Origin of the sequence: Aequorivita sp. KMM 9714 (genome assembly GCF_011065475.1) — a bacterium.
GTDB classification, from domain to species: domain Bacteria; phylum Bacteroidota; class Bacteroidia; order Flavobacteriales; family Flavobacteriaceae; genus Aequorivita; species Aequorivita sinensis.
This window is the reverse complement of sequence record NZ_JAAGRO010000001.1, coordinates 389683-413767: the sequence shown is the minus strand read 5'-3', so window position 1 is coordinate 413767 and position 24085 is coordinate 389683. Positions and strand designations below refer to the sequence as shown.

20 protein-coding genes are annotated in these 24085 nt (G+C 34.3%); 2 read left to right on the top strand and 18 right to left on the bottom strand.

The features are described 5' to 3' along the window. Positions 1-10 precede the first annotated feature (10 nt). The 11 genes from wecC to G3A46_RS01810 all read right to left on the bottom strand — a co-directional run bounded on the left by wecC (position 11) and on the right by G3A46_RS01810 (position 11148). Positions 11-1219, bottom strand: coding sequence for a UDP-N-acetyl-D-mannosamine dehydrogenase (gene wecC, locus G3A46_RS01860; RefSeq protein WP_206735938.1), 1209 nt, complete (start codon positions 1217-1219; stop codon positions 11-13). A 1-nt stretch (position 1220) separates the two neighbouring features. Next, the gene (wecB, locus tag G3A46_RS01855) at positions 1221-2345 is read right to left on the bottom strand and encodes a UDP-N-acetylglucosamine 2-epimerase (non-hydrolyzing) (protein ID WP_165145472.1); all 1125 of its coding nucleotides are present in this window, start codon (positions 2343-2345) and stop codon (positions 1221-1223) included. Between the two features lie 46 nt (positions 2346-2391). Next, entirely contained in the window at positions 2392-3354 is a 963-nt protein-coding gene (locus G3A46_RS01850; RefSeq protein ID WP_165145471.1) for a hypothetical protein, read from the bottom strand. A gap of 12 nt (positions 3355-3366) precedes the next feature. Further along, positions 3367-4227, bottom strand: a complete 861-nt coding sequence (rfbD, locus tag G3A46_RS01845) for a dTDP-4-dehydrorhamnose reductase (protein WP_165145470.1) — start codon at positions 4225-4227, stop codon at positions 3367-3369. Then, the gene (gene rfbC / locus G3A46_RS01840) at positions 4224-4769 is read right to left on the bottom strand and encodes a dTDP-4-dehydrorhamnose 3,5-epimerase (RefSeq protein WP_165145468.1); all 546 of its coding nucleotides are present in this window, start codon (positions 4767-4769) and stop codon (positions 4224-4226) included. Before rfbC ends, rfbD begins: the two co-directional genes overlap by 4 nt. Before the next feature lie 3 nt (positions 4770-4772). After that, positions 4773-5630: a glucose-1-phosphate thymidylyltransferase RfbA gene (rfbA, locus tag G3A46_RS01835; RefSeq protein ID WP_139854188.1), complete on the bottom strand. Its 858-nt coding sequence runs from the start codon at positions 5628-5630 to the stop codon at positions 4773-4775. A 113-nt stretch (positions 5631-5743) separates the two neighbouring features. Next, positions 5744-5956, bottom strand: coding sequence for a hypothetical protein (locus G3A46_RS01830; RefSeq protein ID WP_158319106.1), 213 nt, complete (start codon positions 5954-5956; stop codon positions 5744-5746). Between the two features lie 88 nt (positions 5957-6044). After that, complete coding sequence (rfbB, locus tag G3A46_RS01825; RefSeq protein WP_165145466.1) at positions 6045-7055, bottom strand: dTDP-glucose 4,6-dehydratase; 1011 nt, start codon at positions 7053-7055, stop codon at positions 6045-6047. Between the two features lie 2 nt (positions 7056-7057). Then, the gene (locus G3A46_RS01820; protein WP_139854185.1) at positions 7058-8758 is read right to left on the bottom strand and encodes a hypothetical protein; all 1701 of its coding nucleotides are present in this window, start codon (positions 8756-8758) and stop codon (positions 7058-7060) included. Between the two features lie 23 nt (positions 8759-8781). Then, complete coding sequence (locus tag G3A46_RS01815; RefSeq protein ID WP_165145464.1) at positions 8782-10278, bottom strand: GH3 auxin-responsive promoter family protein; 1497 nt, start codon at positions 10276-10278, stop codon at positions 8782-8784. 6 nt (positions 10279-10284) lie between these two features. Further along, positions 10285-11148 (bottom strand): M23 family metallopeptidase, encoded by an 864-nt coding sequence (locus tag G3A46_RS01810; RefSeq protein WP_165145462.1) that lies wholly within the window; start codon positions 11146-11148, stop codon positions 10285-10287. A gap of 461 nt (positions 11149-11609) precedes the next feature. Here G3A46_RS01810 and tatA point away from each other — a divergent pair, with 461 nt between their 5' ends. Further along, a complete protein-coding gene (tatA, locus tag G3A46_RS01805) occupies positions 11610-11804 on the top strand; it encodes a twin-arginine translocase TatA/TatE family subunit (protein WP_139854182.1) in 195 nt (64 codons plus the stop codon). 107 nt (positions 11805-11911) lie between these two features. On the opposite strand, the gene G3A46_RS01800 is transcribed toward tatA, so the two are convergent. From G3A46_RS01800 to G3A46_RS01790, 3 genes are all read right to left on the bottom strand, one after another. Continuing rightward, positions 11912-12889 carry a DUF4837 family protein gene (locus tag G3A46_RS01800; protein WP_165145460.1) on the bottom strand — a complete coding sequence of 326 codons (978 nt, stop codon included), beginning with the start codon at positions 12887-12889 and terminating at the stop codon, positions 11912-11914. Between the two features lie 20 nt (positions 12890-12909). Further along, a complete protein-coding gene (locus G3A46_RS01795) occupies positions 12910-14475 on the bottom strand; it encodes a LysM peptidoglycan-binding domain-containing protein (RefSeq protein WP_165145457.1) in 1566 nt (521 codons plus the stop codon). A gap of 180 nt (positions 14476-14655) precedes the next feature. Beyond that, a complete protein-coding gene (locus G3A46_RS01790; protein ID WP_165145455.1) occupies positions 14656-15840 on the bottom strand; it encodes a phosphoglycerate kinase in 1185 nt (394 codons plus the stop codon). Positions 15841-15979: 139 nt separating this feature from the next. Here G3A46_RS01790 and G3A46_RS01785 point away from each other — a divergent pair, with 139 nt between their 5' ends. After that, positions 15980-17134 carry a DNA polymerase III subunit delta' gene (locus G3A46_RS01785; RefSeq protein WP_165145453.1) on the top strand — a complete coding sequence of 385 codons (1155 nt, stop codon included), beginning with the start codon at positions 15980-15982 and terminating at the stop codon, positions 17132-17134. 133 nt (positions 17135-17267) lie between these two features. Here G3A46_RS01785 and G3A46_RS01780 read toward each other — a convergent pair whose 3' ends face one another. The 4 genes from G3A46_RS01780 to G3A46_RS01765 form a co-directional block, all read right to left on the bottom strand. After that, entirely contained in the window at positions 17268-18113 is an 846-nt protein-coding gene (locus tag G3A46_RS01780) for a class I SAM-dependent methyltransferase (protein WP_165145451.1), read from the bottom strand. Positions 18114-18169: 56 nt separating this feature from the next. Continuing rightward, positions 18170-20041, bottom strand: a complete 1872-nt coding sequence (gene mnmG, locus G3A46_RS01775; RefSeq protein WP_165147560.1) for a tRNA uridine-5-carboxymethylaminomethyl(34) synthesis enzyme MnmG — start codon at positions 20039-20041, stop codon at positions 18170-18172. A gap of 109 nt (positions 20042-20150) precedes the next feature. Beyond that, the gene (gene ybeY / locus G3A46_RS01770) at positions 20151-20564 is read right to left on the bottom strand and encodes an rRNA maturation RNase YbeY (protein ID WP_165145449.1); all 414 of its coding nucleotides are present in this window, start codon (positions 20562-20564) and stop codon (positions 20151-20153) included. Next, positions 20561-23968, bottom strand: coding sequence for a DUF4175 family protein (locus G3A46_RS01765; protein WP_165145437.1), 3408 nt, complete (start codon positions 23966-23968; stop codon positions 20561-20563). The genes ybeY and G3A46_RS01765 overlap by 4 nt, the downstream gene beginning before the upstream one ends. Positions 23969-24085 lie beyond the last annotated feature (117 nt).

Here is a 24085-nt window from a genome sequence, read left to right as displayed (position 1 = left end):
GATATATGCTTTAATTCCTTACACCGCAAAAATCTAAAACCTGCATATCTATCTCTCCATTTAAACTTTTAAACTCGTTATGAGCTACTAAGAATACCATAATATCACATTTCTTCTTTGCATCTGAAAAAGATGTCAATTCGTATACACTATGCTCCCTTAAATTTGGTTCAACAAATAAAACATTAAACCCGTCTGTACTAAGTTGATCTGCTACATGTAATGCTGGTGATTCTCTTAAATCATCAATATTAGGTTTAAAAGCAAGGCCCATGCAGGCTATTACTGCATCTCTTCCGTTATCAATTTTAAACTGAAGTGCAGCATTTTTCACTTTCTCTATCGCCCACTCGGTTTTGTAGTTATTTATCTCACGTGCAGCGCGTATCATTTTTGCTTCTTCAGGAAATTCTGAAACAATAAACCACGGATCTACTGCAATACAGTGACCTCCAACCCCAGTTCCTGGTTGAAGAATATTTACTCGAGGATGTTTATTGGCTAATCGGATTAATTCCCAAACATTGATGTCTGCTTTATCACAAATCATTGATAACTCATTTGCAAATGCTATTTGAACATCTCGAGATGAGTTTTCAACCAATTTGCACATCTCTGCAGTTTGTGAGTTGGTTTTATGTAATTCTCCTTTTACAAAGTTTTTATAGAAACTTACAGCTTTGTCTGTAGAAGCTTCATCAATTCCCCCTATCGCACGATCATTTTGCTCAAGTTCATAAATTACATTCCCTGGCAATACGCGTTCTGGACAATAAGCAATGTAGATTTCGTCTTTTAAGTCAGGACGTTCCTCGTAAATTATTTCTCGAATTTTATGAGTAGTTCCTACCGGACTAGTAGATTCTAAAATTACCAAGGCACCTTTTGTAAGGGTAGGTATTATATTCTTTACTGCACTTTCAACATAAGCGAGGTCAGGCACGTGTTTTCCTTTAAATGGAGTTGGCACTGCAATCAAATAAACATCTGCCGTTACAGGCTCTGTAGATGCCTTTAATAAGCCGTTCTTCACTACGTGATGCACTAATCCGTCTAATTCAGGCTCAACAATATGGATTTTACCTTCATTTATTGTATCGACTACACTTTGACTTACATCAACACCTGTTACATTTATTCCTCTACTAGCTATTAAGGCTGCTGTAGGCAACCCTATATAACCAAGTCCCATCATTACTACCGTGGGTTTATTATCCATATTATTTCTTTTCAATAAAATTAACGATTCTTTCAGATGCCTTTCCATCTCCATAAGGATTGTGCAACATACTCATCTCGTTATAGTATTCTGTATTATTTAATAATTTATTCGATTCTTCAACAATTCTATCTGTATCGGTTCCTAATAAAATAACAGTCCCTTCTTCAACCGCTTCGGGGCGTTCTGTTGTTGTTCTAGTAACTAATACTGGTTTACCAAGACTAGGTGCTTCTTCTTGAATACCACCACTATCCGTAATAATTAAATACGATTTTTCCATCAACCAAATAAAAGATGGATAGGCTAATGGCGCCACTAAATAAATATTAGTAATTCCAGAAAGAAGTTCGTTTACAGGTCCCTTTACATTTGGATTAAGGTGAACTGGGTATATTATCTCTACATCGGGATTATTCTCTGCAATTGTTTTTAACGCAGAACATATTTTTATAAGCCCATCTCCGTGATTTTCTCTTCTATGTCCTGTTACAAGAATTATCTTTTTCTGAAAGTCTAAAACTGTTTTTAAGTTCTCGATTTCATCATCCTTAAAATCGGCTGCATTTACCTTTTCAATTCCGTAAAGCAGTGCATCAATAACAGTATTCCCTGTTACTAAGATGTTTTCTTCTTTAGTGTTTTCAGCTAATAGGTTATTCTTTGAAAGCTCTGTTGGAGAAAAATGAAAATCTGCAATTTTTCCTGTTAACTGACGGTTAAACTCTTCTGGGAAAGGATACTGCCTGTTAAATGTACGAAGTCCAGCTTCTACGTGGCATATTTTTGCGCCGCTATAAAATGCTGCAATACCAACTGCCATAGAGGTGGTTGTATCTCCATGAACGTAAACATAGTCTGGCTTTACCTCATCTAGAACCGGCTTCATATTTTCTATTATGGAAGCCGTTAAAGTATAAAGGTTCTGATTAGGGCGCATTAAGTTTAAATCGTAATCAGGTTTAATTTCGAAGAATTCAAGTACCTGATCTAGCATTTCACGATGTTGAGCCGTAACGCAAACAGTTGTTTCAAAATTGTCGTTTTTTAAAAACTCCTTAACTAACGGAGCCATTTTTATAGCTTCTGGGCGAGTTCCGAATACTATTAAATTTTTTATCTTCATTTAAATCTATCTCAAAAAATACTTTTAATCTTAATAGTTCCAAGAATTAATTGGAGTAAGCGTAACGTTTAAGTGTTCGTAATAAATATAAAATGAAGAAGAATCCAGAAAATAATAATACAAGGTAAATTGGGTATTTTACTTTATTAGAAAAATTCAAAAATCTTTCATTTTTCAAATTATATTCAGCATTAACAATTTTTATAGATTCAGTATAATCCAATTTTTCCATTTTCAATTTTACAATATCTTCCAACAAATCCATTTTTTTATCTATTAAAAAATGTTGGTCGTTATTTGTAACAACTTCCACAGAGGAAGGCCTACTTTTGGATGTAGCGCTTGCTTTTATCATGCTATCAATTTGTGCCACCATATTATAGTACTCCTTTATTTCATACTCTTTCGCCTCTTGATATATTTCTTTATAAGCGACTAAATGTTCATTTGTATTTAAAAACTTAAATAAGTCATCAATTACTTTTTCAGAAACATCATCGCCGGAAATAGCAACAGACATTTTGTGATATTTATAATATTTGCTGTTTGCAAACTCCTCGATATAATCATTAAAGTCCTGTTTATCTGATATTATACGGAAAATATCTATATGCTCTCGCGATTCTGAAATAAAGTTATAAAGGTCAACAACTGGTTCAATTTTTATACCTCTTAAATTACGGAAGTTAGTGCCAAGCACTTTTTGCATATAAAGTGTATCACCAGCATTTATTTTAAGATTAATAGCTTCAACTTTATCGTATAGGTAATCTACACTTTCAAAATTTGGAATTACAATAAGCTCATTATTATAAGTTTCTACTGCTGTTGAATCTTTATAATATCCATACGCGAAACCTATAATTATAAGGGCTATTACAATTATGAAATACTTTTTGAAGAAATCAAGAACCTTAAAAAACGATCTTATAACTCCTTTAAAAAAATCATTAGTTTTTTTAAATAGATAGCCTAAATCTATTTCCTCTGACGTATTTTCTTGTGCCATAATTTATAATTACTAATTAACGACTATTTTATCTACAACCGTTTGCAAGCTTTCCTTCCAATTTAGTTGTTTTAAATTCAAAATATTTTTTGCTTTTGTATTGTCTAAAACACTATACGCTGGCCTTGCGGCAAAAGTACTGTAATGGTTGGTTTTTGCAAGATTTGTTTCTTCTAATTTTTTGGTTTGCAGTAGTATTGCTTCCGCAAAACCATACCAAGTTGTTTCACCTCCATTGCTGTAATGATAAACGCCATACTCTGTGGAATCTTGTACAATTATTTGAAACAAGGCTTCCGCCAAATTATTTGCATTGGTAGGTGTTCCCGTTTGCTCGGTGGTTATGGTGAGCGGTGTTCCTGCTTCAGCGTATTTCAAAATAGTTTTAAGAAAATTATGGCCATATTGCGAATAAAGCCACGAAGTGCGTAGAATAAAGAATGCACTACAGATTTCTTGTATATACCTTTCTCCCTTCAGCTTTGAAGCGCCATAAACATTAATCGGGTTGGTAACATCATTTTCTGAATACGCTTTGTTTTTTTTGCCATCAAAAACGTAATCTGTAGAAATGTGCAATAAAATAACATTGTGCTTTGTGCAAATTGAAGCTAAGTTTTTAACAGCTTCTGCATTAACAGCAAAGGCTTTTTCGGCCTCGCTTTCTGCTTTCTCTACATTGGTGTATGCTGCTGTGTTTATGCAATGAGTGAAGTTATTTTCGCTAAAATATTTCTTCAGCAACTCTGGGTTTTCAATATCTAATTCTTGCTTAGAAACAAAGACAAATTCAAAGTCGGAAAAATCGGCTGCCGCATCTTGTATGCATTTTCCTAATTGTCCGTTTGCGCCTGTAACCAGTATTTTTTTCATGAAATAGCTTCCTTAAAACTAGGAAGTTCTTGATCTTTTGCTGAAACAATAAATTCTTCCTTTGGAAGATGCCAATCTAGCGCTAAGGTTGCGTCGTTATAGATTATTCCACCTTCCGAAGCTTTGTCGTAAAAATTATCGCATTTATAAGAAAAAATCGACTGCTCCGAAAGCGTTATAAAACCGTGTGCGAAACCTCGAGGTACGAAGAGTTGTAAGTTTTCAACATCGTCTAATATTATTGAAAATGACTTTCCAAAAGTTTCAGAGTTTTTTCTGATGTCCACAACTATGTCTAACACTTTCCCCTTAGCCACCCGAACCAACTTTGCTTGAGCCATATCACCCCGTTGAAAATGAAGTCCGCGTAAAACACCTTTTGATGAAATAGATTGATTATCCTGAACAAAATCAATGTTTAATCCGGTTATTTTCTGAAATAATTTTTGGTTGTATGTTTCATAAAAGAATCCGCGTTCATCTTGAAAAACGCTAGGTTTCAATATGAAACAATCTTTTAAAGGGGTTTTTAGTAGTTTCAAAGTTTAATCTAGTTGAAGTAAATGTTTTCCATAGCCGCTTTTAAGTAAAGGTTCGGCTAAGGCTATTAATTGTTCTTTTGAAATATATCCCATTTCGTAGGCTGCTTCTTCTATGGCGCCAATTTTTAAACCTTGACGTTCTTCTATAACCTCAACAAATTGTGCGGCTTGCATTAAAGAAGCAAATGTTCCTGTATCCAACCAAGCGGTACCCTTATCCAGAATACTTACGCTTAGTTTTCCCTGTTTTAAATATTCGTTATTAACATCGGTAATTTCTAATTCGCCGCGGGCACTAGGCTTTATATTTGCAGCAATTTCAACCACACTATTGTCGTAAAAATAAATTCCAGGAACAGCGTAATTCGATTTTGGGGTTTTTGGTTTTTCTTCTATGGAAAGCGCTTTTCCAGACTTGTCGAATTCCACAACACCATAACGCTCGGGATCTAAAACGTGATACGCATAGATAACGCCTCCATCAGGATCATTGTTTGATTGTAAAAGTTCTTTTAATCCTGATCCGTAAAATATATTATCGCCCAGAATTAAGGCAACCTTGTCGTTTCCTATAAATTCTTTTCCTATAATAAAAGCTTCTGCTAGTCCATTTGGATTGGCTTGTTCGGCATATTGAAAGTTGCAACCTAGTTTTTTACCGTCCCCTAACAATTGCTCAAAAAGAGGAAGGTCTTGTGGCGTAGAAATAATTAAAATATCTTTAATTCCCGCAAGCATTAAGGTTGATAACGGATAATAAATCATTGGTTTATCATAAACAGGCATAAGTTGCTTGCTTACAGCCAAGGTTATAGGGTGTAACCTTGTTCCTGAACCACCTGCTAAAATTATTCCTTTCATATATTTTTCTTTATTAAAACAGATCGGAATGAAACCGAATAATTTGTTCTAAGATATTTTTTTAAAAATTACTATTGCTCTTCAAATTTAATTAAGTGAAAAACATTAGACTTCTAATTCCCTTTTTTTAAGGATTTTATCCATTTATCGTAACTCTGCACCGCATTAATATCCGCATCATTCTCTGAGTCATAGTTAGATTCTTCAGGAGCGTTGTTCAAATAGTTTTCCAGATCCTTGTGCAATAAAACCTCAATATAATTATTTAAACTTCTTTTTTGAGATTTTGCTTTTTTCTTAGCCGCATCAAGTAACTCTTTATCCAATCTGAAGGCTGTTTGAACTCTCATACTTAATCATATTTTCACTTGAACTGTCAAAACTAATAACTAACAGAGTGTTATACAAGTGTTATTAAAGTCTGTCTTGATTGTTTAAATACCAAGTAATTGTTTTTCTGATCCCTGTTTCAAAATTTTCATCTGCTTTCCAACCTAGCTCATTTTCAATTTTTGAAGCGTCAATTGCATACCTAAAATCGTGGCCTGGCCTATCCGTTACAAAAGTTATTTGTTCTTTATACGAAACCTTTCTAGGACGCATTTCATCTAGCAATTCGCATATTACATTGGCTATATATAGATTTTCACGTTCGTTGCGACCTCCAATATTATATGTTTCCCCGAGTTTTCCATTTTTTAGCGCTAAATAAATTCCGCTGCAATGGTCTGTAACATACAACCAATCACGCACATTTTTACCGTCTCCATAAATTGGAATTGGCTCTCCTGAAATTGCCTTGCGAATAATTGTTGGGATAAGTTTTTCTTTATGCTGATTCGGGCCGTAATTGTTAGAGCAATTTGTGGTTACTACTGGCAATCCATAAGTGTGAAAGTAGCTGCGAACTATAAAATCTGAAGAAGCTTTAGACGCACTATATGGGCTATTTGGTGCATAAGGTGTTTTTTCGGTAAAAAGTCCCGTTTCTCCTAAGGTACCATATACCTCATCTGTGGAAATATGAAGAAAACGTGCATTATCAAATCCATCCTTAAATTCGTTTGGGCTAAACATCCAAGTTTTGTAAGCACTTTGTAGCAAATTAAAAGTGCCTACAATGTTTGTTTGAATAAACGCTCCAGGACCAGAAATTGAATTGTCCACATGACTCTCTGCTGCAAAATGAACTACTTTATTAAACTGATGTTTTTCGAATAAATCTTGAATTAATTTGGCATCACAAATATCTCCTTCTATGAAGGTGATTTTTTGTAAAACACTCTCCAAATTCTTCAAATTTCCGGCATAAGTTAGCTTGTCCAGCACGAAAATTTCGACTTCTGAGTTTTTTAGGACGTATTCTACATAATTAGAACCTATGAATCCTGCACCACCGGTAATCAGTACTTTATCGTTTATCAAAATTATTTTTTAGGGGTGTCTAATATTTGTTTTAACATTTTTTCGGTGATTAAATACGTAGGTTTTACACCAGTTGTACCCAAACCACCAGAAGCTAAAGTACTTCCAGTTTCTAATGGATTATCTGAAGCATAATACGCATATCTAACCTGTACTTTTGAACTAATACTTCGTCTAATTTTTGCCGCTGCTTGAATAGCTTTTTGGTAATGGGCACCTTCCATTTCTAGACCAATAACATTCCAAGTTGAGTTGTGAAAAAACTTAAGTACATCTCTATTTTGAAGTGAAGTTCCCAACACCGAAATCATCGTTCCTGTGTACACATTTACATCGTGATTTTTAAAATCGGACTTGTCTAGTCTGTTTTTAAATGGATAATTATCTGCTGTTCCCTCGAAAACGTGCGCAGAAGGAATCATTATATCTCCTTTTCCACCTTCAAGAATTCCTGCTTTCCCCATAATAGAAACAGAAGCTACATTTAATAAATGACGAATATTATTAGCGTCTTCAAATGGTTTAAGCAACTCGTCCATTGTTTCATAAGCCTGCTCTCCAAAAGCGTAGTCCATTACAACAATTACAGGTTTCTTATTATCAACAACATCGGCTAATCCCTCTACATATGGGCTATTCTTGATTTTGGCAGTGTCTATAATCTGAACATCTATATTAGTACCACTTTGATCTTCAATAAAAATCATGCCTTCAGAAAGTGCCGTTTTGTTTACTTTCTCGCGCATTTTTGTATTAATAGGGCTACTTAAAGCTTCGAAAACCTGTAGTGGCTTTTTCTTTGAAAACTCAGTAGGTAGTGCTTTTTCGGCATATAAAGTGTTCATTACACTATGCATATTTGCACTTATTATGTGAACAGGACGCTCTAAAAGCCCTTCCTTTTGCAGCACTTGCTTAATTTTATAAGCCCATTCTTCACCATGTATATGATGCCCTAAGCGTTCACGCAATACAGGACTAAATGTGATAAGACGTTTATTGTTTTCAGTAACCTCTTCCATCGCTAATTTCCCCATAAAGTAAATTATATTGAAAAAGCGATTCTCGTTGCTTTCAGTAGCGAAATATGGGAAGATGTTTTTTACTTCTTCAAAAGTTCTTCCTAAGAAGTTTGCAGTATGTGTAAGTGTTACTTCTTTTTCTTCTTGGGTAAGTTTACCTTTTTTAAACACAGCTTGCTCTAGCTTCTTCCAATCGCGAATTACCTCTCCAGAATGCTCAATAAGCACTTGCTCCATTATTTTGTGCGATTCAATAAAAAGGAAGGTTAAATGTGTTAGAATATCGTAAATCTCCGACCTACCTCGTGTGATTTCTATATTCATCTGTTCATCGTCTATGCGATAACAGTTTCTACGACGTTTTAACGGAATTATGGGCTTAAAATGTGAGTCTTTGTAGCCTTCATCGCTAGTAAGATTAATAAATCTACACTCTTCAATGCCTTCAGGCAAGCGATCCATAATGTAGAGCAAACCTTGTAATTCGGTTTTTTCTTCTGTTAACGATCCATAAATCTCGGGACGCAGTGTTAACAGTGACTCTCGAAGCGATTCTCCCGATACGCCCATCGGTTTATAAAAACCTCTATTAAAGAGGTGGCGCATTGTTATATATAGCCTCTCGATGGCACCTGTGCTTTCCTGTGCACGTGTTCTAGTATGTGATTTTAATTTATTCATTTAGAGCAAATATAAGACTAATTTTAAGGTTGAATTTCTAGCAAAGCATCTGCTATTTTACGATCGTTAGAAAGGCGAGGCACTTTATTTTGACCGCCTAGTTTGCCTTGAGACTTCATATAAGCTTGAAAACTATCTTTTGTAAGTGAAGATACTTTTAAAGGCTGAAGAATTTTTCCTTCAATTAAATCGAAGTAATACGAATTTTGACGTTGCATTTCAGCATCTAAGAAAGCAACAACTTCCTCAATATTTTCGGGTGCTTCAGAGAATTCTACCAACCATTCGTGATAGGGTAATGACCCGTCAGGAGGTGTAATTTGTGGGGCAACAGTAAATTCAGAAATAGAAAAATTAAACTTTGCAATTGCTTTGTTCATCGCTTCTTCTACTTCTTTCCCAATCACGTGTTCGCCAAAAGCAGAGATAAAATGCTTAATTCTACCAGACACAATTACTCTGTATGGTTTTGTGGAAGTAAACTGTATAGTATCTCCCAAATTGTATCCCCAAAGTCCTGCATTTGTTGAAATTATCATTACATAGTTAACGCCAATTTCAACTTCACCAATGGTAAGCCTTTTAGGGTTTTCATCAAAGAATGTTGAAGCTTCTATAAATTCATAAAAAATACCTGAATTAAGAAGCAATAACATTCCCTTGTCGTTTTGACTGTCTTGATACGCGAAAAAACCTTCACTTGCGGGGAATAGCTCTATACTATCAACTTTTCGTCCAATTAAAGTTTCGAATTTTGCTCGGTAGGGCTCAAAATTTACCCCTCCATAAATAAAGAGGTTGAAGTTTTTGAAGAGATCGCCAACTTTTTTCCCCGTATTGCTTTGAAGTTTTTCAAAATACATCTGAACCCAAGAAGGAATCCCGCTAATTACGGTCATATCTTCATTCTTGGTCTCTTCAACAATAGCATCTACTTTCGATTCCCAATCTTCTATGCAGTTAGTTTCCCAACTTGGCAAACGATTTTTTTGAAGGTATGCCGGTACATAATGCGCAACAATTCCTGATAGTCTTCCTAGTTTAATCCCATTTTTTTCCTGCATTTCTGGACTTCCTTGAAGAAAAATCATCTTCCCATCTACAAAATCGGCTTTTCCAGTTTCGTTTATATAGCACAGTATAGCATTTCGAGCTGCCTGAATGTGAAATGGCATAGATTCCTTTGTAAGCGGAATGTATTTAGCACCAGAGGTTGTTCCTGAAGTTTTTGCAAAATACAACGGTTTATTGGGCCAAAGCACATCTGCTTCCCCAGAAACGGTTCTATCTACATAAGGTTTTAGTGCTTCATAATCTCGCACAGGAACTCGAGTGGCAAAATCCTGAAATGTTTTGATATTCTCAAAGTCGTGGTCTTTTCCAAAGGCTGTGTTTTTTGCCTGAGAAATTAAACTATTAAAAACTTTTTGCTGTGTTTCAACAGGGTTTGACGCCCATTTCTTTATTTGGAAAACAACAATCTTTGAAAATATTTTAGCAGAAAATGATTTTATAGACATAAGTAATTAATCAAAATCGATGAAACTTGTTGGATTAATTGGAAAACCGTCTCGCCACAATTCAAAATGTAGGTGTGGTCCAGTGGTAAGTTCGCCTGTATTACCTACAATAGCGATTACTTCACCACCTTTTACAACTTCCCCCTGCCCTTTTGTTAACAATCCGTTGTGCTTGTAGACAGAAATTAAATCGTTGCCGTGTTTAACGATAATCACATAACCTGTGGCAACAGTCCATTCGGCAAAAATAACCGTCCCGTCTGCTACCGCTTTTACGGGTGAATCTTTTATAGTAACCACATCCACAGCATAGTGTTTTGCCTTAGAATCATATGGCTCTGTTATGGTTCCTTTTACAGGGGCAAATAGCACGTATTTCTGAACTTGTTGCGCAGCTAGAGGATTGTATTTATCTTCCTTTTCAACCTGTTCCCGTAATAAAGAATCTTTTCTCGATATACGAACCAATACCGAAGGATCTGTTTTGGCAACTTCAATAATTGAATCCTTATTAAACTCAACCGTTTTAACGTCTCCTGTAAGCACTTTTTTTATCGAAGCAAGGTATTGATCATTTACACTAATAACTTGCTGTAGCGAGTCTGTTTGATACGCTAGCTTTGCAGCCTTCTTCTTTAAATTGGTAGAAGAATAACCAGGTATATATTCACGTAAGGGAGTAAAAGCAATAATTACTGTTGTAGTTATTATTAAGAAAAGAGAAGAGAGTACAGTAAAGATAAATACATTTAGTCTATTAAGCTTAAATGAAAAGCGCTCTTCAAAGGTTTCTTCATTCAGGATTACCAAACGGTATTTATGTAACAGTTTCTTCTTGAACTTCTTGGTTCTTTTTTCTTTTATAGACATATTTTGTATTTGTAATTGCCTTTAAATCCATTAAAGGAATGACGAGTTTAATGTTCTTATAACGTAAGGCTAATCCTTTCAATTATCTAAATCTCCAAATCATTTTTCATCTTACGTCTTATGGCTTTATAGTCATATTTCCCATAAAGGAATTTTGAGAGTACAATCCATTTGCTTTCTACAAATATAAATTATTATAAGGACGTATAATCTTTAGATAAGGGATATAAGATTAAATTTAAATATTAGAGGGCTTTTATAAATTGGTAACTAAGAGTAAACAAACGCCGTTTGAATAGAGTTATATTGAAGTTACCCACATATTTAGATTACAATAGAAATTTATTAGCTCTTTACTTTACACATATAAAGAAAATATAAGGCAATGATGCTAAAATTGGATTGAAAACGTTCTATCTAAACAATTCTTGTTACCTTTGCCAAACTAAAATCTATGAATTATGACTAGTTTATTTTTACCTTTTATCGCTATAGGGCCTTGGCAGATTGTATTGATTGTTGTGATTGTACTACTGCTTTTTGGTGGAAAGAAAATCCCAGAGCTTATGCGCGGTTTGGGTAGTGGTCTTAAAGAATTTAAAGACGCTTCCAAAGAAGACGAAACTCCAGAGAAAAAAATTGACGAGACCAAATAACTTTCGTTGTTATATTTAATAAAAAGAGCCTTTCAGTTTAAAATTGAAAGGCTCTTTTTGTATTTATGCTCTTCCAGCGTTTTTAATGCAGGAAGCGTTTTAATTTTTTACTCAAACTTAGCCGAATTTAAAATAGATTCTAGCTCAAATTGTAGATCTCTCTTAGATGCTCGCGGCGCATAGGTAAAACCTTCTAATATTAAATAGCGATTGTTCTTTTCATCTTTAACCGCATAGTTAATAAATGGCCCGCCCATCCAAGCATCTTTCACCTCCCAAGTTCCCTTGGTCTCATAAGCAAACTTACCATCGATAGTCGTTTTAAACAAATATGGAGCGTAAGCATCTTCGGTAATAAAAGCACTATCGTCTTCAACAGGTAGTAATTTACTTCCTATCGAATCGCGAATGTTTATAATATCTCCTACAGCCGTACTGTCGTTCTTAATCATATCTAACGGTACAGGATAGATTAATATGTTGGTAGTTCCATCTTTTAAATCTTTGCGAAGCCAGAAAAACTCATCTGTTGCTTTTGCAATGCGATATGCAGTAGGAACTTTTAAACTAACCCCCATCAAACTCTTTAAAGTGTCTAATTTTAGCAATGAAATTGAGGTTCTTCGTTGACGTTCTGTTATTTCAGACTTATAAAAAGATTCGATAATCTTATCGGCGTTTTTATTGATAAGCTCTACCAATTTTTCTTCTGAAGTAGCCTTAATTATGGCCCCTGTTTGCGGCTTGGCATATTCATTAGTAGCAAGTGTAACCTTATCCTCATTTCCTAAGGTAACATAAAGAAAAAGCCTGTTACTACGTGCAAAACCAGTAAATATTTCAGGCTGTAATTGATTCATTGAAAACAATGGCTCATCTTGAGGAAGGCCATCTGCAGGAGCTGCAAAATGTTTGCGAATTGCTTCCCCTGTCGCACCATTCCACAAGTCGTTAGGAGTTATAACTTGAAGAGAGTTTATATTCCCAACAGAATCAGGAACAAGGGATTTGTCTTTCTTTCCATTGTCGTTACAAGAGGTAAATACAAGTAAAAACGAAAGCAGTAATACGAATGTTGATCTCATTAAAAGGATATTTTAGGGAACTATCCTTTATAAATTTTAAGTTTAGTTCCGGGCTTTATATTATTACCACTAATATCGTTCCATTTTTTGAGGTTCTGTACCGAAACACCAGGAAATTTTTGAGAAATAGTCCATAATGAGTCGCCACTTCTCACTGTGTAAATTTTTTCAGCAGTGTTAGTTCTTTTTGCAGGCGCATTACTTGCTATGTCTTGAGGGTTCTTTTTAGGATAAATAATTAAATTTTGACCTACTTTCAAGTTGTTGCTTCGCATCCCATTCCAATTCTTAATTTGGCTAACTCCTACACCATATCGCTGGGCTATTTTACCTAAAAAATCTCCTCTTCGTACACGATAACGAACCTTTTCAGGTTGATCGTACATTTCTGGAGCCTCTTCTTCTACATTTTCCTGTTCTTTATTAAGATGTGCATAAATAGCATCTTCATTGTTTACAAACGTACCAACTGATGTTAATGGCAATCTAAGAGTATAGTTTTCTCCTTTAACTACAGGAATAATCCCTAGTTTATACGCAGGATTCAAAAACTCCAATTCTTCTATGTCTAGGTTTGTGAGTTTTGAAACTTGATCTAATGTAATTTGTTGCTTTACTCTAATAGTATCTGTAGCTACGTATGGTATTCTCGCTGCTTGCTTTTTAAAACCGTGTTCTTCGGCATATTCAAAGATGTACATTGTCGCTAAGAAAGCAGGCACGTATCCAGCCGTTTCACGTGGAAGAAAGCTACGTAAATTCCAATAGTTTGTTTTTCCTCCAGAACGACGGATTGCCTTTGATACATTCCCAGGTCCTGAATTATAAGCTGCAAGTGCCAAATCCCAATCGTTAAAACTGTTATTTAAGCTTTTTAGGTATTTACAAGCTGCCTCGGTAGAAAGAATAGGGTCTGAACGCTCATCTACGTATGAATTTACATCCAATCCAAACATCTTACCTGTAGGATACATAAATTGCCATAATCCTGTTGCACCAACTCTAGACTTTGCCGATGGATTAAGCGCAGATTCTACAATTGCTAAGTATTTTAACTCTAAAGGAAGATTGTGCTTGTCTAATTCTTGTTCAAACATTGGGAAGTAGTACTCACTTAATCCCATTAATCGCTCAATTCCGCGACGTCTGTTTTTTAGGTATTGCTTAATTACACTTTCTAATGATGGGTTGTACTCAACATTAAAAGGTGTGCGAGCATCTAGTTCTTTTAAACGTTGTTTTAAAACTTCAGTAGGAAGTTCTTCGTATTCAACAGGCTCGTATTCTTGGTTTACAATGCTATTATAGATATCATCAAAAAGATCGGACTTGTAAAGCTCCTTAAGCCACAAACTATCCTTTTTTCTGGCCAATGCCATATCTTTCAGATTGTATACAATACTATCTTTAACTCCTGTAGCAACAATTGTGGTTGGTAAATCACTAGAAATTTTAGTGACTTTAATAGAGTCAACAACTTTGATTTTTTTAGTATCAATACTTTTGCTCTGTTTCTTTCCTTGTTGTGCAAAACTCATACTGAAGGCTAGCATCAACATGAGTGGAAGGATTTTATTAACTTTCATTAGCTTGGTGCAATAATAATTTCGGCAAATTTGCCCGATTAATTTTTAAGCAGAATTGTTTATCAATACTCAAGTATAGATAACGCAAATTATGCCATTTAATTATTTCAAAAATAACGTTTTTGCGAAATTATGCAATTTTAGCGTTTCGAGCTACTAAGTAATTGATATTTAACGTTTCTACATTAAAGCCTTTATACCCGGTAAACTCTTACCTTCAAGCATTTCTAACATTGCTCCACCTCCTGTAGAAACATAACTTACTTTGTCACTTAAATTAAATTTGTGAACTGCAGCAACAGAATCACCTCCTCCAACTAATGAAAAAGCACCGCCTTTTGTTGCTTTGGCAATATTGAAACCTAAGGTTTTAGTTCCTTCTTCAAATTTTTCCATTTCAAAAACTCCTACTGGACCGTTCCACAGTATCGTTTTTGATTCTGAAATTACGTTACCAAATAACTCATTGGTTTTAGGACCAACGTCTAATCCCATCCATCCGTCAGGAATATTGTTTACTTCTTCAATTTTAGTATTGGCAAATTCAGAAAAACTATCAGCAATTACAGCATCTACAGGTAAATGCACTTGTACCGATTTACTTTTTGCCATTTCTAAAATTTCAAGGGCAAGGTCTTGTTTGTCTTCTTCTACTAAAGAGCTTCCAATTTTTCCACCCTGCGCCTTTATAAATGTGAAAGCCATACCTCCACCAATAATCAAATGGTCGATTTTATCTAGTATGTTTTCAATAATTGTAATTTTTGAGGAAACCTTAGCACCACCAATAACCGCTGTTACCGGTTTTACATTTGTTTCTAATACTTTTTTCACGTTTTCAACTTCGGAAGCAAGTAGTAGCCCAAAACATTTATTTTCAGGGAAAAAATCTGCGATTACTGCTGTTGAAGCGTGAGCGCGATGGGCAGTTCCAAAGGCATCATTTACATAAACATCGCCAAGCTTTGACAGCTTTTCAGCAAATTCGCGATCGCCCTTTGTTTCTTCTTCATAATATCTGAGGTTTTCTAACAAAATAATTTCGCCAGATTTACAGTTATTAACCGCTTCCTCAGCTTTTGGACCTATACAATCATCAACAAATTGAGCTTGTACTCCAAGAATTTCAGATAAGGTTTTTACGATATGTTTTAATGAAAACTCCTCTTCTCTATTTTTTGGTCTTCCTAAGTGAGACATTAAAATACAACTTCCACCATCTTCCAATATTTTTAATATAGTTGGTTTTGATGCACGAATACGTGTTGTATCTGTTACATTGAAGTTTTCGTCGAGTGGTACATTGTAGTCAACTCGAATTAATGCTTTCTTTCCTTTAAAATTGATATCGTTTACAGTTTTCATAAGCTGAATTTTGAAATGCAAATATACCCTTTTAGAAGATTTATGCGGAACGAATTACTTTCATTTTCCCATTTGTAAGAAATAGGGCTCAGAAAAACTTCAAAATGAAAAAAAACCGTAAAATTGATTAGATTTGCGAATGGATTTTTCAGAAGTAATAGGACAAAAGCACTTAAAGTCGCATCTTATAAAAACCATTGAAAATGGTCGTATTCCACACGCCCAATTATTTGAAGGTGTAAACGGAAGCGGATTACTCCCTATGGCAATTGCTTACGCTGCAGAATTGCTGTGTATTAATTACGAAGAAGGAAGTCCAGAATATATTGCTTGTAAGAGCAAGGTTTCAAAACTATCGCATCCCGATTTACATTTCGTATATCCAGTAAATACTAGTGATATTGCAAAAAAGAATGCTATTTCTGACAATTACTCAGACGAATGGCGAAAATTTGTTTTAGACAATCCATATGCATCACTTTTTGAGTGGTTACAACACATTGGTATTGAAAAAAAACAAGGTAACATTAGTAAGTTTGAAGCCGAAAGTATCGCGAAAAAACTCTCTTTAAAATCCTTTCAAGGTGGTTATAAAGTGATGATAATTTGGATGGCTGAGAATATGAATGTTGAATGCGCCAATAAAATTTTGAAACTAGTTGAAGAACCTTCAGATAAAACTGTTCTTCTCCTACTAACCGAACAAGAGGAACAAATAATAACGACTATTAGATCTCGTTGTCAAAAGCTTTCCTTTCCCCTTCTTTCTGAAGCCGATATTGCTGAAGAATTAATTCTAACCCAAAATATTTCTGAATCTTTAGCACAAAATACTGCGCATAAAGCCCAAGGAGATTACAACAAAGCTTTACAACTGCTAGATGAAACTGGGGAGGACGAGATTTTTGAAAAATGGTTTATCACATGGGTTCGAACTGCATTTAGAGCTAAAGGAAACAAGGGTGCTATAAATACATTATTATCTTGGAGTGATGAACTTGCTGGACAAGGACGTGAAACTCAAAAGAAATTTTTGATGTATTGCAATGAAGTGTTTAGACAAGCTCTTCTAAAAAACTACCAAGCCGAATCACTTTTATTTTTTGAAGCTAAGGACAAAACTTTTTCTCTTCCAAAATTTGCTCCCTTTGTTCATCAGAATAATATTTTTGAAATTAATTCTGCACTTGAAGATGCTTCTTATCATATTGAGCGAAATGGAAATCCAAAAATTATCTTCACCGACCTTTCTATAAAATTAACCCGACTTATCCACCGCTCTGAACAAGCATAAATATTTTTTATTAAAATTTAATTTTAATTGATATTTATTATTAAAAACGGTTTGGTTAGGCTGTTTTTAACGAAGAAACGAAAATTTTTAAAGGCAATATACTATAGGAGGCTTAAAAACGCGTTAAAAGCGCTTATTTTCCTTTTTTGAAGCAATAAACGTGTGAAGAGTACTCTTTAGATTGTTTAGCGCTTAAATTTGACTTAAGTCCTATCCAAAAAGCTTTTAATGAAAATTTATTTCCTGTTTTATATTTCTCGGAAAGTAGACTCACATAAAACGAATCGAATATCATCGGTTTAATTTTATGAAGCGTAAACTCGTTAGCAAATATTTTTTCAATTGAAGTTTTTGAAAAATGCCAAAGGTGACGAGGCACATCATAAGCAGCCCAATATTCTTTATAATATTTGGCATCGTAACTTTTGAAATTAGGAACGGCAATTATTAAAGTTCCATTCGGTTTTACCAAATTGGATAATTTGATAACCGTATCCTCCAAATTAGGAATATGTTCCAAAACATGCCATAGGGTAACGACATCAAATTGATTTCCGACAAATTTATCTAAATTGGATTCTAATTCGATTCCTTTTTCGGAAGCTAACTTTAAAGCATTTTTATTAGGTTCGACTCCGGAAACTTTCCATCCATTATTTTTAGCTGCAATCAAAAAATCTCCCGTTCCTGCTCCTACATCCAATAACGAACCAACGCCATTATTTTCCGTAGTAATTAAATTTGTCTTATTTTTTAAAGACCATTTTTTTACAGTTTGATATAGAAATGAAAGTACTCCCCTTTTCTCATCGGTGTGCGAAATGTACTCTTCGCTTTCATAATATTTATGAAGATCTTCTTCCTTAGGTTGTGGTACTGTTTTCAGGAAGTCTAATTCTTTATTATATATCAAATTAAAGGTCTCTCCTGAGACCAAATAATCTTTTACCGATAAGTATATTTTAGAATTAGTTTCCAATCAAAAACGAATTAAATATTAAATAAGAAATTAGTGTTCCACGTGAAACAATGTTGTTATCGTCCCATATATACTAACAAAACAGAAACGTCATTTGGAGAAACACCGCTAATTCTAGAAGCTTGTGAAACGGTAGCTGGTCTTATTTTGGTAAGCTTTTCTCTTGCTTCATAAGAAAGAGATTTCAACTTCGAATAATCAAAAGACTCAGGAATTTTTAATCCTTCTAAACGATTTAATTTATCGGCGTTATTTTTTTCCTTAGCAATATACCCTGAATACTTAACTTGGATTTCTGCTTGTTGAATCATTTCAGAATCTAATTCATTTTCTTGAATAAATTCCTTCACCGATTCAATTTGCTTCATATCCTCCATTGTTATTTCTGGACGAGAGAAAAACTTAAACATCTTATCACTCTGAGCAACTAAGGCAGAATTTTTTTCTTCGAAAATAGGATTTATTTCTTCTGGGGCGGAACTTGTCTCTTTAAAGAACTGAACAAAAGCTTCAGACTTTTCTTTTTTCTCTTCCATCTTTCTCATACGACTTTCGTGAGCCAAACCAATATCAAACGATTTTGGTGTTAAACGAAAATCGGCATTATCCTGTCTTAATAACGTTCTATATTCTGCACGAGAAGTAAACATTCTATATGGCTCTTCTGTACCTTTTGTAATTAAGTCGTCTATTAAAACACCAATATAAGCTTCGTTACGTTGAAGAATAAAAGGGTCCTTTTCATTAATTTTTAGGTGAGCATTTATCCCAGCCATTAGTCCTTGAGAAGCTGCTTCTTCATATCCAGTTGTACCGTTTATCTGGCCAGCAAAATATAAACCAGAAACAAGTTTGGTTTCTAGCGTATGTTTTAATTGTGTTGGTGGGAAATAATCGTATTCAATTGCATAACCAGGACGGAAAAATTTCACATTTTCAAAACCTCTAACTTGACGTAAAGCTTTAAACTGAATATCCTCAGGTAAAGAAGTTGAAAAACCATTGATATAATATTCAACAGTATTCCATCCTTCAGGCTCTACAAAAAGTTGATGTCTATCTTTATCAGCAAAACGATTTATCTTATCTTCTATTGAAGGACAATAACGTGGACCAGTACTTTGAATGGCTCCGTTAAACATTGGTGATCTATCAAAACCTTCTCTTAAAATATTATGTACATCCAAACTTGTATGACTCATATGACAAGAGCGTTGTTTGGTTAAAGGTTTTGTTAGGTCTGTATATGAAAATTTTCCTGGCACATCATCTCCAGGTTGAGGAATCATTTTGGAAAAATCTAAAGATCGACCATCTACTCTAGGTGGTGTTCCTGTTTTCATTCTTCCTGCTTCAAAACCTAAATCGGTTAAATCTTTAGTAATTCCTGTCGATGCTTTTTCACCAGCACGTCCTCCTCCAAATTGTTTTTCACCGATATGAATTAAACCATTTAAAAAAGTACCATTTGTAAGTACAACACTTTTGGCTTTAATTTCTAAACCAAGAGAAGTTCTTACTCCTTTTACAATTCCATTTTCAACTATAATACTAGAGATCATCTCTTGATAGAAATCTAGATTTGGAGTTTGCTCTAACATCAACCTCCAAGTTTCAGCAAAACGCATTCGGTCACTCTGAACTCTCGGACTCCACATTGCAGGTCCCTTAGATTTATTAAGCATCTTAAACTGTATAGCAGATTTGTCGGAAACAATTCCGCTATAACCACCAAGTGCATCTATTTCACGAACTATTTGACCTTTTGCAATTCCACCCATAGCAGGATTGCAACTCATTTGAGCAATGGTCTGTAGATTCATGGTAACTAAAAGAGTTTTAGAACCTAAGTTAGCAGCTGCAGCCGCGGCTTCTGAACCTGCGTGACCAGCACCAACTACAATAACATCATATTCGCTTTCAAACATATATTCTTTCAATTGTTCCACGTGGAACATTTAGTATTCTTATTAAAAAAGGGGTGCAAAATTACAATAATAATCTAACATTAAACAAGTTAGATTAAGAAACATCCATTTACGGATGTAAAAGAGACAAAGCTTCATTTTCTTTGTTACGCATTAAAGCTTCCTCTTCATCTGTTTTGTCTTTATAACCACAGAAATGAAGAATTCCGTGAATCATTACACGGTGTAATTCTTCTTCAAAACTATTATTAAAATCTTTTGCGTTATCCTGAACTCGTTCAACAGAGATAAAAATTTCACCATTGATTTGGTTTCCCATTCTGTAATCAAAACTGATTACATCGGTAAGAGTATCGTGATTTAAAAACTCTACATTTAATTTATGCAGAAATTCATCATCGCAAAATATATAATGAACCTCACCTACTTCGAAACCTTCTGAAGTAATTACTTTAGATATCCACTCATTTAAAAGAGTTCCGTTATCTAATTTGAAATCTGTTTCAAAATTAAATTCTATCATTCATTGTTGCCCTTAAAATAGTCTTGAACTTTATTTTTGTAATCTTGGCGCAAAGGTAAGGCCTCGCGATTTAAAATTTCAGTTGTATTAAAGTATTTTTTTATCTCTTCTGGAGACAATTGAATGTTGTTTCTATAATCTTTAAAATTAGTTTCGGCTTCTCTTCTAGTTTCTTGACCTTGTTCAAAATCGGCCTCATCCAATTTTAATAGTTCATATTTAAGATTTAAAATCTCCTGAAGCGTACTTTGGTTAAAACCTTTGTCGAGTAATTGTTGTTCAATACCCTCCATTTTTTTTAGTAAAGCACCTCCATTCCCATTTAAGCCTTCTTTGCTTAATCTATCTTGGAGTTTTTGCCTAAGCTCTTGTTGTTGCTTGTATATTTCAAAAAGCTCACCGTTCATTTCTTCACTATCTCCACTACCTTCTTTATCACCACCCTTTTCATTACCAGACTTTCCATTTTTGCCATCTTTACCATTTTCACCATCGCCGTCGCCATCGCCATCACCTTGACCGTCACCTTCACCCTGGCCCTCGCCTTCACCTTGACCTTCCTGACCTTCTTGCCCTTTATTCATAGCATTCTTCATTTTCTCACCTAAACTTTCTTGTCCTTCAATTATATCTGGAAGCTGAAATTCCTTACCTGAACCTGAACCAGGACTAGGCATACCTTCACCAGAGCCAGAACCCATAGACATAGACATCTGCATTTGCATATTGCTCATTACTTCACTTAATAAAACAGCTAAATCGTTGGAACCAGTCATAGTATATTGCTGATTACCAATTCCTTGTCGCATTTGATTTTCTGCAAGACGCTCTAAAGATTTGTCCAAATTATATTGAATTTCAATCAAGGAACTTGTTATTTGTGAACCTATCTTAGGTTGTCTAAGTGACAAGGCAAATAAACTATCATCTATATGTTCAAAATTGGTTCTTAAGTCGTTTTGAACATTCAATTTGATGCCGTAGATAGGATTACCGTATTCAATTTTTTTGAAATCTTCCATTAAATTCTCTTGTTCAAAAGAAAAGACAACAAGGTTATCTACAATTTGGCGAACCATTTTTAGATCTTCTTCCATAGATTCCATCCCACCTGATTGCATTTGCATTTGCATCTGTTTACTCATTTCCTTCATCTTCTCACCAGCCTTCTTTTGACTTTTTCCAGCCTCACTTGGTTTCTGATCTTCAAGTTTATCAGTTGCATTTTGTTGTTCCTGTTCAACTTCTTGCTCCCCGGCTTTATCTTGAGGAATATCCATTGGAGCCTTTAAACCTTCATTTTCCTTTTGAAGCTCATCCATTTGCTTTTGATAATCTTCAAACTTTTTGTTGAGTTTCTCTTGTGCTTCTTTTGTGTTTTCACTTTCAGGTTTGTCGGTAAGCTTCTCTTGCTCTTCCCCCATTTTGAAAAGTTCCTCAGCAAGTTTTTCGGCTTTCTTTTCTACGTAATACCTCTTAGTTAACTCTACAAGTTGTTCTAAATTTTTCTCTTGATTTTTATTTTGCTTAGCTAACTTTTCTAGTTTATCTGTAAGCTCTTCTTTGTTTATTTTATCTTGAAGCTTTTCGAGTTCTTCTAATAATTTTTCGTTTTCTTTTAAACGCTCTTCATTTTCCTCAAGACGCTTTTGTAATTCTTCTTTAAACGGATCGTTTTCTTTATTTTCAGGTTGGAAATTATCTAGCTCCTTTTTCATTTCTTCTGAAAAATTCTTCATCATTTCCTCCTGCTGCTTCTGACGCTTAATAAAGTTCTCAAGTTTTTTCTTGTCGTTATAATTAAGCTCGTTTTTTTCTTTTTGCATTCTAGATAACTCATCAAGAGATTCTTTTTGCTCTTTTAAATCATCCAATGATTTATCTAAACCTTTAATAGCGTCTTGTTGATTTTTAAGCTGCTCATCTTCAAATTCACTCTTTGTTAATTTTCTGAAAGAATAAACTGAAGATTTAGACGATTTGTAATTGTGAATTACATCGTTGTCAAAAACTTCAAAATAATATTCATAAGCTACACCTTCTTCTAATTCTAAATTACCTGGAAATGAATACGTAAATTGGTCGAAATTTGTCTTGTTAATAGGTAATGCTTCTGTTTTAGCGAGTTTCTCCTCTCCTTCAGGGAAATACACCAACCGCAGTTTAGTAAGCCCGTAATCGTCTGAAATCTGGCCAAGAAATAAAACACGTTGAATATCAACGCTATCTTGTTTAGACTGTACATTAATTTCTGGATATTGATCTTTTACGACATTTAAAGTAAAAGCAAGATTTTCATATTCTTTTAATTTTTCATTAGATGTAGTAATGGTGTAATCTAATTTATTGTAAACTGCTTTTTCAAAATGAAAACTTTCATTTTTTGGAGCAAAAGAATAGCTTGTATCAGCAGTTTTTAAGGAAACAAATTCGGTGTTTTTAGTTATAAGATTCCATCTAACTCTAGTTCCCTCCGGGATTGTAGCATTTCCCGTGCTTTTTAAGGTTTCATCTCGCTTTCCTGTATACGAAGGATAATCTAAAACCATTTCGTAATTAAGTAAAGAAGGTGTTTTAACAACATCTAATACATATTGACGAGAAGTAACTTTATTCGCTTTTAAATTAAAAGAAATATTCTCAACAGGTTGTTGGAAAGTGTATTCAAAAGTTCCTGGCATTGTTTGCTGCATATAGTACGATTCACCATTGTAAATAATACTCGCATTTTCAGGAACTGCCGAACCTTCCGCTTTAACTTTTAAAACAAAAGAACTGTTTTCGATTGCATTGAGATTTTCGTTTAATACAAAAAAAGAAAATGGCGCTGGTGGTTCAAATGCTGTATCATAATGAACAACGCGCTTATAACTACTAGAAAAAATATCAGTTCCTCCTAAAGCACTAAATAGAAGAAATATTAAAACAGGAATTGCTGCATATTTCAAGTATTTAGCATTCTTTTTAAAATTTATAGCGCTTTTAAAAGGAATTGGTTGTAATTCTGAAGCTTTTTGATCTATACTCGCTGCAAGCAATTCACTTTCGTGCTTGTTGTGATTAAGTTGAATTACATTTAATAGTTTATCATTAACCTCAGGAAAATGATTTCCAATTATTCTTGAAGCTTCCTCATAATTAATACCTTTTTGAAGTTTAAAAAGCTTCGCAAGTGGAAAGGCGATAAATCGAATAAATAAGCTTATTTCAACAATTATAAATGTCCAAAATAAAATACGTCTTCCTAGCGGATTTAGCCAAAGGAAGTATTCAACCAATAGCGTAATTAGGAAGTACAACAGTCCAATGGCAAAGAAAAGGATGCTTCCTTTTATAAGCTCATTGGTGTAGTATTTCCTAATAAATTCTTCCAGCTTTTGCTGAATGATACTAAAGGTGCTCATAATTGTGCTTAATGATATTCAAATCTTCTAAATTACAATAAATTTTGCTCTCTATAAGGTACAAATATTGCTCCAAAAAAAGAAACAAACCACAGGCACCAATAGCTTTAATATGAG

Excerpts from the sequence above, each read along its gene's own strand:
- G3A46_RS01765 (WP_165145437.1), bottom strand. The coding sequence starts at position 23,968 with ATGAGCACCTTTAGTATCATTCAGCAAAAGCTGGAAGAATTTATTAGG.
- wecC (WP_206735938.1), bottom strand. The coding sequence starts at position 1,219 with ATGGATAATAAACCCACGGTAGTAATGATGGGACTTGGTTATATAGGG.
- G3A46_RS01790 (WP_165145455.1), bottom strand. The coding sequence starts at position 15,840 with ATGAAAACTGTAAACGATATCAATTTTAAAGGAAAGAAAGCATTAATT.
- wecB (WP_165145472.1), bottom strand. The coding sequence starts at position 2,345 with ATGAAGATAAAAAATTTAATAGTATTCGGAACTCGCCCAGAAGCTATA.
- mnmG (WP_165147560.1), bottom strand. The coding sequence starts at position 20,041 with ATGTTTGAAAGCGAATATGATGTTATTGTAGTTGGTGCTGGTCACGCA.
- G3A46_RS01850 (WP_165145471.1), bottom strand. The coding sequence starts at position 3,354 with ATGGCACAAGAAAATACGTCAGAGGAAATAGATTTAGGCTATCTATTT.
- G3A46_RS01810 (WP_165145462.1), bottom strand. The coding sequence starts at position 11,148 with ATGTCTATAAAAGAAAAAAGAACCAAGAAGTTCAAGAAGAAACTGTTA.
- G3A46_RS01785 (WP_165145453.1), top strand. The coding sequence starts at position 15,980 with ATGGATTTTTCAGAAGTAATAGGACAAAAGCACTTAAAGTCGCATCTT.
- G3A46_RS01800 (WP_165145460.1), bottom strand. The coding sequence starts at position 12,889 with ATGAGATCAACATTCGTATTACTGCTTTCGTTTTTACTTGTATTTACC.
- G3A46_RS01815 (WP_165145464.1), bottom strand. The coding sequence starts at position 10,278 with ATGTCTATAAAATCATTTTCTGCTAAAATATTTTCAAAGATTGTTGTT.
- rfbA (WP_139854188.1), bottom strand. The coding sequence starts at position 5,630 with ATGAAAGGAATAATTTTAGCAGGTGGTTCAGGAACAAGGTTACACCCT.
- tatA (WP_139854182.1), top strand. The coding sequence starts at position 11,610 with ATGACTAGTTTATTTTTACCTTTTATCGCTATAGGGCCTTGGCAGATT.
- rfbD (WP_165145470.1), bottom strand. The coding sequence starts at position 4,227 with ATGAAAAAAATACTGGTTACAGGCGCAAACGGACAATTAGGAAAATGC.
- G3A46_RS01795 (WP_165145457.1), bottom strand. The coding sequence starts at position 14,475 with ATGAAAGTTAATAAAATCCTTCCACTCATGTTGATGCTAGCCTTCAGT.
- ybeY (WP_165145449.1), bottom strand. The coding sequence starts at position 20,564 with ATGATAGAATTTAATTTTGAAACAGATTTCAAATTAGATAACGGAACT.
- G3A46_RS01820 (WP_139854185.1), bottom strand. The coding sequence starts at position 8,758 with ATGAATAAATTAAAATCACATACTAGAACACGTGCACAGGAAAGCACA.